The organism is Parvibium lacunae (assembly GCF_003335215.1).
In the GTDB taxonomy this organism is placed as follows: Bacteria; Pseudomonadota; Gammaproteobacteria; order Burkholderiales; family Burkholderiaceae_D; genus Parvibium; species Parvibium lacunae.
Genome location: NZ_QPGB01000001.1, coordinates 190,367 through 204,952, shown reverse-complemented (window position 1 = coordinate 204,952; position 14,586 = coordinate 190,367). Strand labels below are relative to the sequence as shown.

Here is a 14,586-nt window from a genome sequence, read left to right as displayed (position 1 = left end):
CACCCCCCAGTACTACAAATTATTATTGCTACGCAGCGAATTACTCTACATAGCATAATACTGAGACCTTGATTTTGGCTATCAGTTCCTAAGGCGTTAACGTGATTCGTAGCGCAGCACGCACAAAGTTTTTACCCCATGCCCCGTCGCATGTGGATGCGGCATTAGGCATATTAATTTCTGCTGGAGGCGTCCAGGTTGCAGCGGGGACAGTATTACTGCAAGCGCGATTACCGGCAGAGAAAATGAAACGCTGCTCACCCGCATCCGCTACACTATTTAAATTCAGGTCGAGATAAACATCACCCAAATCGGCAAAAGGCTCACCTGTATCGTAAACATTATTGCCATTACTATCGACAAACGGTTCGATGCCATTCGCCATGGCTAATACGATCGTTCCGCCCACTGAACCCACACTGCCAGCGGTTGTAAAGGTAATGGTACATTGGCCGTCTTTGGTTTTGCAATTGCTCGGCACGCCGCCCAGTGCAGGATTAGTCACAAAATTAACAACGGTGTTATCGCGCACAAAATTGCCCAAACGATCGCGCAGTGACACCGTAACATTGACCCCAGTCGTCCCACTCACTGACACAGAACTAACACTGCCACGAATGCTAAAACCTTCCTGTGAAGGCAGGCTACCACTAATGACGAAGTTCTCTGAACTGGTTTCCGTTAATACTGTGCTGCCGCTGCGCAGCGTCGCGCGAATTCGTGCGGTTCCGGTGCGACTACCCGTTGCTACCGCCAGCGCAATGCGACCATTCACATCGGTAACAACAGGGATAGTGCCGGCATTCGGCCCTGTCGTGGTGCTGGGATCAGTGCCGTTTAAGGTGATGCCAAGCGTACTCGGCACGACCTCGACGTAAACAGTTTGTCCCGCCACCGGACGCAAACTGCTGTCAAATACAGAGAATGTCGCTGTCGTGGTGCTTACCATGCCATCGCCCAAAGGCCCCGTTACGGTTAAGTCTTTTGTTCCCAGAGAAACAAAAGCAATCCCCGTAGCCACCGCACGCTTCACATTAAATGATTGGGTGGCGGAATTACTCCCTGCCCGAGCGGTTAAGGTTTCCGTAAAATCACCACAGCCATTATCGGTGAACGTGACGGTACCACCACTGGTTGCATTGACCAGGACTTGAATACCAGCAGGACCGGTGATATCGCTTTGTGTCGGATTGGTTGCACTGAATTTCGCGCGTGGCGTTGCCAGGGCAGTACATTGCGAAGTCACTGTGACAGGCAGCGTTACCCCTGCGGCAACACCACTGATTTGCAACCCAAAATTGCGCGTTGCATAGGCTGCCAAGTCATCGCCGAGGCCGGCACCCGTAAAACTTAACGTCACACTCGTCAAACTGACACTGACCCCGACTGTCACCGCAGCAACAGGCAAGCCTTGGTAGGTTGTACTCACGGTCACAGTGGTTGCGCCTTGTGCCGTGGCACTGGCCGCCTGCAAGGTAATCAGCGCGATGCCATTACTATCCGTTAAGGCTTTACCCAAGCTTGGGTCGGCCGAATCGGCCGGAACGGGCACAGCCAGTGAGGTATCAGCAACACGAAATGCCACCAGATAATTCGGTATGGGTTTACCACCGGCGTCGCGTAAAACGGCGCGTAACTGCAGCGATTGGCTGAGCGAAAGGGTGTTCGACGCAGTCGTGGTACCGGGTAATACCGCGGTCGCGGTTAAGGTTGCCGCTGTGGTCGTGGTACCAACGGACACAGGATCGCCATCATCACCGCCACCACCACAAGCAGCTAATCCCAGCAGTAATAGCACCAGCCAGACTAATCGCATTATTCCTCGATACCCATACTGCGCCATGCTCTGCCTCACCGAGTTGATTGTCGTTTGAAGACCCATTTGTGCCATAGACTGCTTGGCAATTAAATTTATCTGTCGCATTATAAATGGATTGTCTTGCCCGTATCAGCCGAGCCGGCAGACTGTTTGTGTCACACCGTTAAAAACCTTCTCATTATTTGGATAAAACGCCTCAGACTATGTCAAAACAAACCCGCGAAAAAATACTGACGCTCTCTTTGCAACTGTTTAACGAATTCGGCGAGCCCAATGTAACAACCTCAATGATTGCCGAAGACCTCAAAATCAGTCCAGGGAATCTGTATTACCATTTTCGCAATAAAGATGACATTGTGAATTGCTTATTCGAGGTTTTTGCAAAATCACTCACGCAAATTATCGCTATTCCTGAAGAACGCAAAGCTGATCTGGATGATGCTTGGCAAAGTCTTGCGGCTTTTTTTAAACTGAGTTGGGAATACCGCTTTATCTATCGTGACATGAACGACCTGCTGTACCGTAACCGCATGCTGGAAGTTCAAATTAAAGATATCTTGCAACGAAAGATCGAAATCGCAGCACGCTTATGCAAAGGCTTACGCAAAGCAGGGCAAATGGAGATCAGCGATAATGACTTACAGATTGTCGCCACCAATCTCGCACTCATCGCAACGTATTGGTCTTCGTTTCACTATGCACTTGAACCACGCTCGATTCAGCAGAAACAGAAGGAATCGATGCGCCAAGGTATCTACCAGGTACTCAGCTTATTACAGCCTTATTTAGCCCCCGCTGCCGCGCAGCACTTAGCGCTGTTAGTCCATCAATGGCAAGATCAATTTACCGAAACCGGCAGCACGGGCACTCACTCAGAATCCGCCGTGAGTAATCGGGAGCTTTGAGCACAATATCCAGAACCTGATTACGTAACTTGCAGTACCAATTTACCAAAATGTTGATTTGACTCCATCCGCTGATGCATTTGGCCTACCCCCTCTAGGGGTGCCACTGTATCAATGATGGGTGTCAGTTGGCCACTCCCAAAATAAGGCCAAACTTTCTCTAACAGCGCTTGCGCAATTTGGGCTTTATAGCTGACGGGACGACTGCGCAGCGTGGAGCCTGTAATCGATAAGCGCCTTAATAAGACAGGCGCCATATCGACTTCCGCCTGCTTACCGCCCTGCAGCGCAATGATGGCAAGGCGTCCCTCCTCTGCAAGACAAGCCAAGTTGCGCGTTACATAGCTGCCCGCCACCATATCTAAAATAACATTCACCCCTCGGCCTTGGGTTTGTTTTAACACAAATTCAACGAAATCCTGTTCGCGGTAATTCACTGCTACTGCGCCCAGCGCTTCACATCGGGCTTTTTTTTCAGCGCTACCCACGGTGCAATAGACTGAATGACCGAATAGCCGCGCCAACTGGATGGCAGCAACCCCAATCCCGCTACCCCCACCGTGAACGAGCAACAACTCCTGGGGCTGTAACGCTGCACGCAACCACACGTTGCTCCACACAGTGAAGAACACTTCTGGCAACGCCGCCCCCTGTACCCAGCTCAATCCAGCCGGTAACGGCAAACAGCAGGCCAGCGGGGCGACACAGTATTCCGCATAGCCACCGCCGGCGACCAAGGCGCAGACCGCTTGCCCTAAATGAAAGGGACAATGAGTCAAATCCCCCGCGACAATTTCTCCAGCGACCTCTAGTCCTAAGATTGGTGAGGCTCCTGGGGGCGGAGGGTATTTTCCTTTACGCTGCAAAATATCCGGCCGATTTAACCCCGCCGCATGAACCTTGATTAACACCTCGCCGGCCTGTGGTACAGGACAAGGTACCGATTCAACTCCCATGTCAGCGGCGTTTCCAGCAGGGTCATACGTAACCGCGCGCATAGCATCAGGTACCACCATGACTTACTCCAATGTTGACGCAATAACGCGTACAGGCACGGCATGAACACGCGTGTCAGCGCGAGTAAAGAGATAGGAATAAAGACTTATACCGGCAGCCCATGCCCCCCACCAAGACAAAAGCGGGTGCTCTCGATAAACTTGGACTAGCTGATGTACCCCGCTGGGTAGGCTAACCGTCCTCAAAGCAGAGATAATGTTTGATAACCCTGCATAACTCTGACCGATTTGAATGCCCAGCAGTAAAATTTCAACAGCGAGCCAGCTCCCAGCAGCCATCAATAGCGTGGATATGGCCCATCGCCAAACCAAGGTCCAAAAACCTGGCTCCGCGCCGTTAAGGCGTGGGCAAACCGGTATCGCGGCGACAGGGGTGCCTAGTTTCTCAAGAGTTACGGCAACTCCACCGCGATGGTTACCGTAAAAACCCGTTGCATCATTGGCCCAGAAATAGAGATAACCTGATTGTGCAGGTTGTAACAAGCCACCAGCGCCAACCCGGTAGGTGGGATAAGGCAAGATGTCATTACTGCTATTGGTTGTGCTGCTTTCTGGATATGCGCAAACAGTCGCCATTAAGCTCAGCCATGGTGCCGTTGGCGCACGCCGCACCCAACTAAACGGCCAGCGGCACAGGCGCCAGCACGCCGTCTTGGCCTTTAACCACCAGGCCCGCTTTGTGCTCTTCATTGACTGCGGTACTCGCCCTGCAGGGTCGACGGTTACACTGCCTTTCTGCCAAAGCCCCTGAGCAGTAATACGATATGTTTCACCTGCTTCTACATAAATGCCAGGCGCATTCCAGTATTGGCGGGCATAGATCTCAAACTGATATTGATCACCCGCCTTTGGATAGTAACTGTCGCGATAGGGCGCATCATTTAACGGGGGAGATTTCACACGCGCCAGTGCCCGTGGATGGATGATCTGACCATACTTGGCCGGTCGCATTAACGCATCTGGCGAAATCAAAGGCGGCGTTGGGCGCGGCCTGGCTCCCATGAAATTGTAAACGAGGGTCATCGGGTCATGCATCGGCCCCTGGAAATCACCATGCTGAGCCTGGATTAACATAGACTGACTCAGAACGGCACCGCACTGCGCGGCTTCTTGCAGCATCCACTCCAGTGTTAGGTCAGCCAATTCACACGCGGCAAAACCACCGCCCACATCCGCATGACAGCCAGGAAACCAGGCCTGTATGACATCACGCCCGGCTTCATTGGGGGGAAGCTCCCAGAGTGTTGCGGTAAAAGGTTGGCGTTGTTCATCAATCGCGAGCGCGTGACGGGCTGTTTGTACCAGCTGGCTCAATCCAACGTCGTAAAAACGGTAACTCCAGCGTGGGTTTAGCCATTCAATAAAACGGGCGAGATTGCCTGCCTGCGGGATCCCGAGGGTTCCCACGGTATCCCACACACCAACAAAGCGGATGCTAGCCCGAATGGGCTGCTGACAAGCACCCTGCTGTCCCTGCCATTGTTGACAGAATTCAGCAAAGCGCTGCTTGGCGGAAGTCGCCACACCCGCCGTTCGCTGGCGTCTCTGCTGATAGTGCTTGAAAACGGTTTCAACTTCGTCCCAACTGGCACCTGGCATCAGTCCGCCATGCGCAATCATCCCAACCAGACTGCGGGCAGTGTAAGCCCCACGGGAAAATCCCAGAATGTAAATCTCATCGCCCTGCGAATACTGATCACACAGCCATTTATAAGCACTTTTGATATTACGCCGCAGCCCAATACCAAATGCCCCGCCTAGAACGCTATCAAGAAGTCCACCCCCAGCACCGACACCGGGGTGGTAATACACCAACTGCTCAATGGCTTCCTGCTCGGGCCCAGTTACGACACCACGCTGAATCGCATTCGCAAATTTCACGACGTTGGTTGGGGCCAATAAGCCAAACTCTCGCTGATTTTGTTGATTCCACGTGCCATCACAACATACAAACAAGCGCTTAAGCTGCATGGGTTCTACCCTCATCACACACCGGGCCACATTGCCCCTTAATAAGCAGTTTCATGGCTAGTGCGCACTGTCTGCTGGCCAGTCACGGATGTAGCTCTTTAACATTTTGTTTTCAAAGGCTTGCATTTCCATCACCGCTTTTGCAACATCATGAAATGAAATGACGCCCATCAGCATGGTTCCATCCATAACCGGTAAGTAGCGGGCATGCCGCTCCAACATGCGACGCCGGAGTTCTTCCACTTCCCAACCCACTTCCGCCACGAGCGGCGAACGATCCATCACGGCAGCGACTGTGGCAGCCGATAACTGCCCCTTATTATTGTGCAAGTCGGTGAAAATCTCTTTGAAGGTCACCATACCTGCCAACGTCCCCTTATCCATCACCACCAGCGAGCCTATATCTTGTCCAGCCATAATATCGACGGCGTCAAGCAAAGGGGTATCTGGCCCCACGGTGAACAGGGTGTTGCCTTTGATGCGCAAAATATCGCGAACTTGCATGATCCTCTCCTCTCGACTGGTTATGTTGGCGGCTGCCAGTGTTACAGACAGTTGCTACTGACTTGAATCTACCTGATCCCCTGCGAAATGAAAAGGGTCATTTGTAGCTCAATTGGGGGCGATCTCTGGCGACTCAAATAAACTCGCCAGATCAACTTGCAAAGCGGGTTCAGAAACCAACTGCTGCAGCCACCCCTCTAGCGCAGGAAAATATTGGTTTAGCTGAGTGGCAAAGTAATGTCGCTCAAAGGCCATCTTTTCATAGAGATAGTGCAAGCGGGTTTCGGCTGGGTCGCAAATCAAGGCCCAGCGTTCTGTGCGACCCGATGCGTCGAGACGTGCCACCAAGCCAAGCTCATCCAAATGATCCAGTAATTGGTCGCAACTATCTGCACTGATCCGTAGCCGGGCAATCAACTGCTCGCGCCGCAAGCCTGGCTGCGGCAGGCTCTGTCGTGCTTGATAGAGTTCACGCAAAATCAATAAAGCATTGATAAAACGCTCACCGGGATGTTTTAACTTCTTGGCCTTTTCATAGCGCAGTGACGGCAGTGCAGCGGTAAGCGCCGCACCAAATAGCGTAACCAACCACGAGAGATAAATCCACAAGAAAAAAATCGGCAAGGCAGCAAAAGCACCGTATACCGCTGTATAAGTAGGAAAACGGCTGATATACCAAGCAAACCCCGTCTTCATCAGTTCAAAGGTAATCGCTGCAAATGCCCCACCGATCAATGCATGCGGCCACAGCACAAGCCGATTTGGCACGACCACATACAATGCTGCAAAAGCCAACCCCATCACGACAATCGGTAGCGCTTCAAGTAAAAAACGGCTCAGACCGGGAATATCAAGGCCCATGGCTGAGCGTAAATAAGAGGTTGCACTCAAGCTCGCCCCCAATAAAACAGGGCCGAGCGTAATCGCTGCCCAGTAAACCAGTACCCGCTGACCTAATGGTCGCCGGCGCTTCACGTGCCAAATCTCATTGAGCACTTTGTCTAAGGTCAGCATCATACTGATCGCCGTTACGATCAGAAAAATCAGGCCCACAGCCGTTAAACCCTTAGCTTTAGCGGCAAATAGATTGATATAACCCAACACCTGCGCACTAATCTGGGGTGGCAGGACATCTGCCAGCCATTGCTGCTGGAAAGCATCACGGGCATCCCGAAAAAGAGGAAACGCCGTAAATAACGCCAGCGCAATCGTCAGCATCGGCACCAGGGATAACACCGAGGTAAAGGTAAGGCTTCCGGCGACTTGAGTCACCCGTTCCTCGCGAGCACGCAACAGCGCAATCCATAAAATCTCACGGATACGCTTTAGGTTAAGCTTTTTCGTTGTCATAGGTCATTTCCGAGTCGCGCCATTTCATCAAGGAGTCACTCTATAATAATGACATGAAAGATATTTTAGTTCTCTATTATTCCCGCCATGGTGCGACAGCCAAATTGGCACGTCTGATTGCGCAAGGCATTGATGCTGTGCCAGGAGCACAAGCGCGACTTCGTACTGTAGCACCTGTTTCAACCATTTGCGAAGCTACCGCTCCTGATATTCCTGATCATGGTCCGCCCTACGCTGAGCCCCAAGACTTGGTCGAGTGCGTCGGTATCGCGCTGGGGAGTCCCACTCGATTTGGCAACATGGCTGCGCCCTTAAAATATTTTTTGGATAACACCACCCCACAATGGTTATCCGGCGCACTGAGCGGTAAGCCCGCCTGTGTATTTACTTCCACCGGTAGTCTGCACGGCGGTCAAGAAGCAACGCTATTGTCAATGATGCTGCCCCTTTTGCATCACGGTGTTTTAATGGTGGGCTTGCCCTACTCAGAACCTGATCTCATGACCACCCAGAGTGGTGGAACCCCCTATGGCGTATCGCACCATGCTAAACCCGATGGCAGTCAAGACATTACAGCAGAAGAAAGCCGCCTAGCCATTGCCATGGGCAAACGTCTGGCACAGACCGCCTTGCGTCTGGCCGGAGAGATCTCTGCGTAAACCGTCAGCCATGTCAACTCTCTCCCCCATTTCTGCGCCCAGCACTACCCCGCCACAACCAGCACGAGGGTGGCAACGCTTGGCCCTGGTTAGTTGCATCGGCCTGATTTTTCTGGGGGTAGTCTGGGAAATTTGGGGAGCGCCAATCCGGCCAGGCGGTTCCTGGCTTGCACTGAAAGTTCTGCCACTCCTATTTGCGCTGCCCGGTTTACTCAAAATGCGAGTGTATACCTTTCAATGGGTTTCTATGCTCAGTTTACTTTACCAATGCGAAGCGATTGTGCGCAGCACCAGTGACCGAGGGGCTTCTGTCTATTGGGCTTGTGTTGAACTGGCCTTATCGACCCTGTTGTTTATCAGCGCTCTCGCATTTGCCCGCCCGTATAAACGCTACGCGAAAGCTCTCCAAGCACGATCAGCAAAGACCCGTCAGACTTGAAACATGCTTAACCCGGCTGCCGCAACAACCTTGAAAGAAAGCCTCGCACAGATTGTGGGCACCAGTAATTTGCTCACTGCGGCAAGCGACATGGCAGGATACTGCCGCGATTGGCGAGGCCGCTATCATGGCAAAGCGCTGGCGGTTGTTCGTCCGGGAAATACCGACGAAGTCGCGGCGGTTGTTCGCACCTGCGCCCAAGCTCAAGTTGCCATCGTGCCGCAGGGCGGTAATACGAGTTTGTGTGGTGGAGCAACCCCAGATGGTAGCGGTCAGCAAATTATTCTCAGTCTGCAGCGCCTGAGGAATATTCGGGGCTTGGATCCACAGAACCTAACACTCCTCGCAGAAGCTGGCTGCACCTTACAAGCGGTACAGCATGCGGCGGCTGAAGCAGGATTACTCTTTCCCCTCTCTCTGGCCGCCGAAGGAACCTGCACGATTGGTGGCAATTTGTCTACCAATGCTGGCGGAACTGCGGTATTACGCTATGGCAACGCCCGCAGCCTGTGCTTGGGACTGGAAGTAGTTACCCCTCAAGGTGAGATTTGGTCAAGTTTGAAAGGCTTGCGCAAAGACAACACGGGCTATGATTTACGCAATCTATTCATTGGCGCAGAAGGCACACTCGGAATTATTACCGCCGCAGTGTTACAGCTTTTCCCGCAACCCCGCGCCTACGGCACAGCCCTTGTTGGCGTGCCTGATCTTGAAGCCGCGGTGACGTTGCTCCATCACACCCAGAGACAGTGCGCTTCCACCCTAACCACATTTGAGTTTTTCTCAGCGCATTGCTTACAACTTGTCAGGCAGCAATTTCCCAATTGCCGCTCCCCCTTGCCAGAGACCCCCGCCATCCAGGGATATGTGTTACTGGAGGTGAGCAGCCCAGAAAGCGCCGCACATGCACAACAGTTACTCGAGCATACTCTGCTACCCGCGCTGGAAAACGGCTGGGGATTAGACAGTGCCGTTGCCACGTCAGAGATACAACGTCAGCAATTTTGGGCGCTCCGAGAAAATATTTCGGAAGCACAAGCGAAGATAGGGAAAAATATCAAACACGATATCGCGCTGCCCATTTCACAGCTCGCTCCATTCGTAGATCGTTGCAATGCAGCGCTACAGGCAGACTACCCTGAGATCGGCTTGGTCATTTTTGGCCATTTAGGCGACGGGAATCTACATTACAACGTCAGCCCATCGCCCACCATGGATGAATCAATGTTGTTGGCGGCTCAAGCTACGATTAATCGGCTGGTATACGATTTGGTTGATGAGCATCAAGGATCGATTAGTGCTGAGCATGGGCTAGGTCAGCTCAAGCGGGAGGAAATCAAGCGCTATAAAAGTAGTATTGAACTTACTTTGCAACAGGCCATCAAGCAAGGGCTCGACCCGCTGAATTTAATGAACCCAGGCAAAGTGCTTTAAAAATTAAACAGCGCCCATGCAAACATGCCGAAAATGACGGCTTAGCTGGCTTTTTTCTGCTTACTTGGAGGGGTCAGTTTAATTTCTAATGGCTTCCAGTTGCTATTGTCTAGCCCCATATCCAATAGCATCATAATCTGCAAAGCAAGCTGGCGGCAGGCCGTGTTTAGCTGAGCGGGTAAATGCGTGGGAATCTCTTCCTGTAGTAGCAATTTTGCGGCACTTAAGCGAAAAACCGGCTCCAGGATTCGGTCGTGGTGGTCTTTCATTAAGTCATGCACCATCTGATTCGCCGCTTTGAGTTCCCAGGGATTGGTAGGCCATTGGGATGGCAGGGCGAAGGCATTCGGAAAGCGCTCTAAATCGCGAATGACGGTTCGAATGTCTTCGTGAGAGTCCCGAAATGGCAACAGCACCACGTCGGACACCTCGGCCAAGCGTTGATCCATTTCCGGCCGATTTCCCCCCCCATCAATCACGCCAAACCAGGTATCAGAGGCAAGGCGAAGTTTTTTGATGGCTGCTTCTAAGCCATCTTCGGTGCGTGCATCAAAAGGCAGATAGTTACGACCAAGTTTTGAGACTTTGTCACGGTGGATGTCTGTGAGCAAGCTGACCGAGAATTTATTTAATAAACCGAGGCCATGGCAAACCATGTGCGACACCGTGGTTTTACCTGTCCCACCCTTGTTTCCAATAATCGCTGTAATTTTGGACATATTGCCCCCGAAGCCTCAGTCAAGTCAGACACACGCTGATAGTGAATACAACTTTGTATCACGTCATTGAGTCATTGCAGAGCGACGACTTGTTAAAATTTAGGCAAATAGCCTAAGATCATGATATTGCAGGCAGTATAACGGCCTAAACGAAGCCAGCTTGAGTAGAAATAGGCTGAAAAAGCGAGCCACATTACTTACCACAACTTGAGCATTGTATGAAATAATGAACTGCAAGCAGATTTCTGTAAAGTTCAGGTATGCCGAAGTCTTTGGACAATCTTTTACCTGTTGGCATGCCAGCGCAGACTCCCGCAGCAGAGGCGCTGCAGCAGCACTTACAGGTAGTACAAGATATTATTGGGTTGGCTGAAAGCCCAGACCTGACGGATTTGCACGGCCGCACCAAGCGCATCGTCAATGCACTGGGATTTGAAGCCTTTCTATATGGTGTCCAGGTCCAGATTGACCCCGAACGCCCCTTTGAGTTTATTTTCAGTGGCTATCCCAAAGAATGGATGCAGCGCTATCAGGCTGAAAATTTTAAGCGGATTGACCCTGTCTTCGTTCACTGTATTCGCAAACGCAGGATCGTCCCCATGCTATGGGACCCTGACGCGATAGAACATACCGGCGCCCAATTCTTTGAGGAAGCCGCCACATTTGGCTTGAGTTCGGGTGTGACCATCCCGATCAGCTCACGCAGCAATGAACGCGCTCTGCTTAGTTTAGCCAGCAGTTACGAATACCACCACAGCAAACCCCTGATCATGCATGCATTGGGCGATACCAGCTTATTGGGCACCTATTTACATGAAGCGATACATCGCCTGGTGCTACAAAAAGAAAGCTGGCTGCTGCAAGAACCTGTTTTCAGTCCGCGTGAATATGAGTGCCTAAAATGGGCAGCGGGTGGAAAAACCGCGTGGGAAATTGGCACAATCCTCGGTATCAGCGAGCGAACAGCTATTTTTCACCTCAACAATGTTGTTCGCAAATTAGGCGTTGCTAACCGCAAACAGGCGATTGCGCGAGCCACTGCACTCGGCCTAATTTAGCCTGTCAGAACTGACAGCTAGGCAACCTTAGCAAAAAAAGTTTTCATTGCCACATGTCAACATGTGGAGATGAATCATGCAAGTTGTGATCGGGCGCCGCCAAGAAGTCTTTACGCCACAATCAGAGCAAGAGCTTTTTCGTCTACGCTATCAGGTGTTCAAAGAACGGCTGGGTTGGGAAGTTCCCGTCATTGGGGATCAGGAAAAAGACTATTTCGACGACTGCAACCCCATCTATATCACCCTGAGAAATACCGATAAGCAGCTCGCTGCCTGTGCCCGGCTACTGCCCTCTGATGGACCGACCATGCTGCAAGATGTCTTTCCTCAGCTTTTGCACGGCCATCAAATGCCCAGCGGCCCTAAAATTTGGGAGCTAAGCCGCTTTGCGGTGAGCAAACAAACCGTTGGCCGCCATGGCTTTACAACAATGCCGATTCGACTCATTCAAGCGATTGTTCAGCTCGCTGACGACATGGGACTAGAGCAGTACCTGGCTGTCACTAGCGCCGCTTTCGAAAAAATGTTGGTCAAACTCGGGGTGCCATGTATCCGTTTTGGCCCGCCTATGCAAGTGGGCATTGAAAAAACGGTTGCCTTCGCTATTCCTGTCAATCAGCAACTGCGCCTTGCTGCTTTTGGCGATCAAACACTCACTATTCTCGATGAAATGGAGAAACGACAACCCGTAAAACCTTTTTTTGAACCAACTCGACCTTCACGGGAAGCAGCATGAAATTGCTGGCATTGGTTTCGTCAACCCGCACCCAACGGGCCTTGACGGGGCTACTAGGGGAACCCTCACACCAAATTCACTATGTCAGACGGGCACGAACCGCAATCAGGGCAGTCGCAAACAATAAACAAACTGCCCCGAACATGGTCATTATTGATGATCAGGCCTGTGATGCAGGCACTGATCCTTTGCTGGGTGAGTTTATAAGACAATGCCGCCGTCTTGCGATTCCGACTTTGTTTGTTAACCGTCAGCCACGGCAACGGCCAGCTGATAATCCTATCTCCAGTCAACGAATTGACTGGCAAAATTATCTACTGAATCAAAATCCGCAAGGAAAGTGGATCATTGAACAACCGGAGCAGGGCTGGCTGGCACCGCTTCCAATATTGAGCCAACAGGATCAGCAACATGACTCTGCCAACGATGAAAGCATTCGCGGAATACGCATCATATTTGAGGGATAGGCGTTTGATGGAACCGCAACAAACGACACAGTGGTTGAGGTTGAACCATACCTTTGTGACTATCTGCCAACAACAAATGGAACAAATTCTGGCAGAACAACCACACTGCTTCTCGATTCATATCTTGGATATTGAACAGTCGGAACTGGTTCGAGTACAGCGTAAAGAACGAGGTTTATTAACGAGCGACCAGTTGCTGAATTGTCTCAAAGAATGGAGTCCGCAAGCAGAAACAAGCGATCTCTCTGCCTCCGTTGCGATCAAGCATATTGGACGTGGCCTGGGTCGTTATACCGTTGTTGGGCCAAACTCACTCCAACAATACTTGGTTGAGGTGCCAATTTTCAATCTACCGCTTGCAATAAGTCTCGTATGGGCAGCAACGCAGCCCATTCATGACGCCAAACGGGTTTCGCGCGAAGCCGTAGTTCGTATTTGTGAAAAATATCTTTCTACGGTACTCAACATTCCTCTATCACAGGAAACGTCGGCAGTTGGCGTATCAGCAGGCATCAAGCGATAGGCATGTCAGACAGTAGGCAGCTTGGGGAGGCATAACGTAACTGTTCAATGTCGCTCATTCGTTGTCGCCAGCGCCTGGCCCCTGGCAGGCCATTGAAGAGTCCCAGCATATGGCGAATAACTTGGCGCATCGCCAAACCTTCCAGCCCTTGGTCAGTCAGGTAAGTTTGCATTTGCGCCAGAACGCTTTCACGAGAGGGCATCTCGTCAACACCAAAATAGCGCCTATCTATCTCTGCCAACCAGTAGGGCTCATGATAGGCCTGCCGACCAATCATGACGCCATCTACCTGCAGCAGATGTTCGTCGATCATCGAATATTCCCGAATGCCGCCATTCAATATGATCTCTAGATGCGGAAACTCGCGTTTGAGTCGATAGACATACTCGTATTTCAATGGGGGAATTTCGCGGTTTTCTTTCGGGCTTAACCCTTTCAACACAGCATTACGCGCATGCACAATAAAGGTACGACACCCTGTTTCTGCGATGCGACCTACAAACTCTGCTACAAAATCATAATCCTCACGCTGATCAATACCGATTCGATGTTTCACCGTAACCGGAATATCTACCGCATCTTGCATGGCTTTCACACAATCAGCAACCAACTGGGGCTCAGCCATCAAACAGGCCCCAAACGCCCCGCGCTGGACCCGCTCACTTGGGCAACCGCAATTTAAGTTGATCTCCGCATATCCCCATTGCTGACCCAGTTTTGCCGCATGCGCGAGCTCAGCCGGCTCACTGCCACCTAGCTGTAATGCCACTGGCTGCTCAGCCTGGTCAAAGTCCAAATGCCGTGCAATATCCCCATATAACAAAGCACCGGTTGTTACCATTTCACTGTATAGCAGAGCATGGCGAGTCAGTTTTCGATGAAAATAGCGGCAATGTCGATCAGTCCAATCGAGCATTGGCGCAATGCAAAATTTACGTATAGGTTGTAAGGTCATTATCGAGATTTAACATGGCGTTAGATTAAAA

15 protein-coding genes are annotated in these 14,586 nt (G+C 51.4%); 8 read left to right on the top strand and 7 right to left on the bottom strand.

All coding sequences use genetic code 11. The features are described 5' to 3' along the window. Positions 1-88: 88 nt before the first annotated feature. Positions 89-1,816: a hypothetical protein gene (locus DU000_RS00940; RefSeq protein WP_114401488.1), complete on the bottom strand. Its 1,728-nt coding sequence runs from the start codon at positions 1,814-1,816 to the stop codon at positions 89-91. A gap of 206 nt (positions 1,817-2,022) precedes the next feature. On the opposite strand from DU000_RS00940, the gene DU000_RS00935 reads away from it, so the two are divergent. Then, the gene (locus DU000_RS00935) at positions 2,023-2,724 is read left to right on the top strand and encodes a TetR/AcrR family transcriptional regulator (protein ID WP_114401487.1); all 702 of its coding nucleotides are present in this window, start codon (positions 2,023-2,025) and stop codon (positions 2,722-2,724) included. 20 nt (positions 2,725-2,744) lie between these two features. Here DU000_RS00935 and DU000_RS00930 read toward each other — a convergent pair whose 3' ends face one another. The 4 genes from DU000_RS00930 to DU000_RS00915 form a co-directional block, all read right to left on the bottom strand. Beyond that, entirely contained in the window at positions 2,745-3,722 is a 978-nt protein-coding gene (locus tag DU000_RS00930; protein ID WP_114402041.1) for an NAD(P)H-quinone oxidoreductase, read from the bottom strand. Between the two features lie 21 nt (positions 3,723-3,743). Continuing rightward, a complete protein-coding gene (locus DU000_RS00925) occupies positions 3,744-5,711 on the bottom strand; it encodes a DUF2235 domain-containing protein (RefSeq protein ID WP_158529596.1) in 1,968 nt (655 codons plus the stop codon). A gap of 57 nt (positions 5,712-5,768) precedes the next feature. Further along, entirely contained in the window at positions 5,769-6,215 is a 447-nt protein-coding gene (locus DU000_RS00920; RefSeq protein ID WP_114401485.1) for a CBS domain-containing protein, read from the bottom strand. Between the two features lie 108 nt (positions 6,216-6,323). After that, a complete protein-coding gene (locus DU000_RS00915; RefSeq protein WP_114401484.1) occupies positions 6,324-7,565 on the bottom strand; it encodes a YihY family inner membrane protein in 1,242 nt (413 codons plus the stop codon). Between the two features lie 53 nt (positions 7,566-7,618). Between DU000_RS00915 and wrbA the strand changes: the two genes are divergently transcribed. From wrbA to DU000_RS00900, 3 genes are read left to right on the top strand one after another with little or no spacing between them, the layout of a single operon-like run. Then, complete coding sequence (gene wrbA, locus DU000_RS00910) at positions 7,619-8,224, top strand: NAD(P)H:quinone oxidoreductase (RefSeq protein ID WP_114401483.1); 606 nt, start codon at positions 7,619-7,621, stop codon at positions 8,222-8,224. Positions 8,225-8,234: 10 nt separating this feature from the next. Further along, a complete protein-coding gene (locus DU000_RS00905; protein ID WP_114401482.1) occupies positions 8,235-8,663 on the top strand; it encodes a DUF2069 domain-containing protein in 429 nt (142 codons plus the stop codon). Between the two features lie 3 nt (positions 8,664-8,666). Continuing rightward, positions 8,667-10,097, top strand: coding sequence for an FAD-binding oxidoreductase (locus DU000_RS00900; RefSeq protein WP_114401481.1), 1,431 nt, complete (start codon positions 8,667-8,669; stop codon positions 10,095-10,097). Positions 10,098-10,138: 41 nt separating this feature from the next. Here DU000_RS00900 and DU000_RS00895 read toward each other — a convergent pair whose 3' ends face one another. Continuing rightward, the gene (locus DU000_RS00895) at positions 10,139-10,816 is read right to left on the bottom strand and encodes a hypothetical protein (protein ID WP_114401480.1); all 678 of its coding nucleotides are present in this window, start codon (positions 10,814-10,816) and stop codon (positions 10,139-10,141) included. Between the two features lie 260 nt (positions 10,817-11,076). Between DU000_RS00895 and DU000_RS00890 the strand changes: the two genes are divergently transcribed. The 4 genes from DU000_RS00890 to DU000_RS00875 all read left to right on the top strand — a co-directional run bounded on the left by DU000_RS00890 (position 11,077) and on the right by DU000_RS00875 (position 13,600). Next, positions 11,077-11,874 carry a LuxR family transcriptional regulator gene (locus DU000_RS00890; RefSeq protein WP_114401479.1) on the top strand — a complete coding sequence of 266 codons (798 nt, stop codon included), beginning with the start codon at positions 11,077-11,079 and terminating at the stop codon, positions 11,872-11,874. A 76-nt stretch (positions 11,875-11,950) separates the two neighbouring features. After that, entirely contained in the window at positions 11,951-12,610 is a 660-nt protein-coding gene (locus DU000_RS00885; protein WP_114401478.1) for an acyl-homoserine-lactone synthase, read from the top strand. After that, positions 12,607-13,077, top strand: coding sequence for a hypothetical protein (locus DU000_RS00880; RefSeq protein WP_114401477.1), 471 nt, complete (start codon positions 12,607-12,609; stop codon positions 13,075-13,077). The genes DU000_RS00885 and DU000_RS00880 overlap by 4 nt, the downstream gene beginning before the upstream one ends. Before the next feature lie 7 nt (positions 13,078-13,084). Beyond that, positions 13,085-13,600, top strand: coding sequence for a hypothetical protein (locus DU000_RS00875; RefSeq protein WP_114401476.1), 516 nt, complete (start codon positions 13,085-13,087; stop codon positions 13,598-13,600). Here the strand turns inward: DU000_RS00875 and dusA are convergent. Then, entirely contained in the window at positions 13,590-14,555 is a 966-nt protein-coding gene (gene dusA, locus DU000_RS00870; RefSeq protein ID WP_114401475.1) for a tRNA dihydrouridine(20/20a) synthase DusA, read from the bottom strand. The genes DU000_RS00875 and dusA overlap by 11 nt on opposite strands. Positions 14,556-14,586 lie beyond the last annotated feature (31 nt).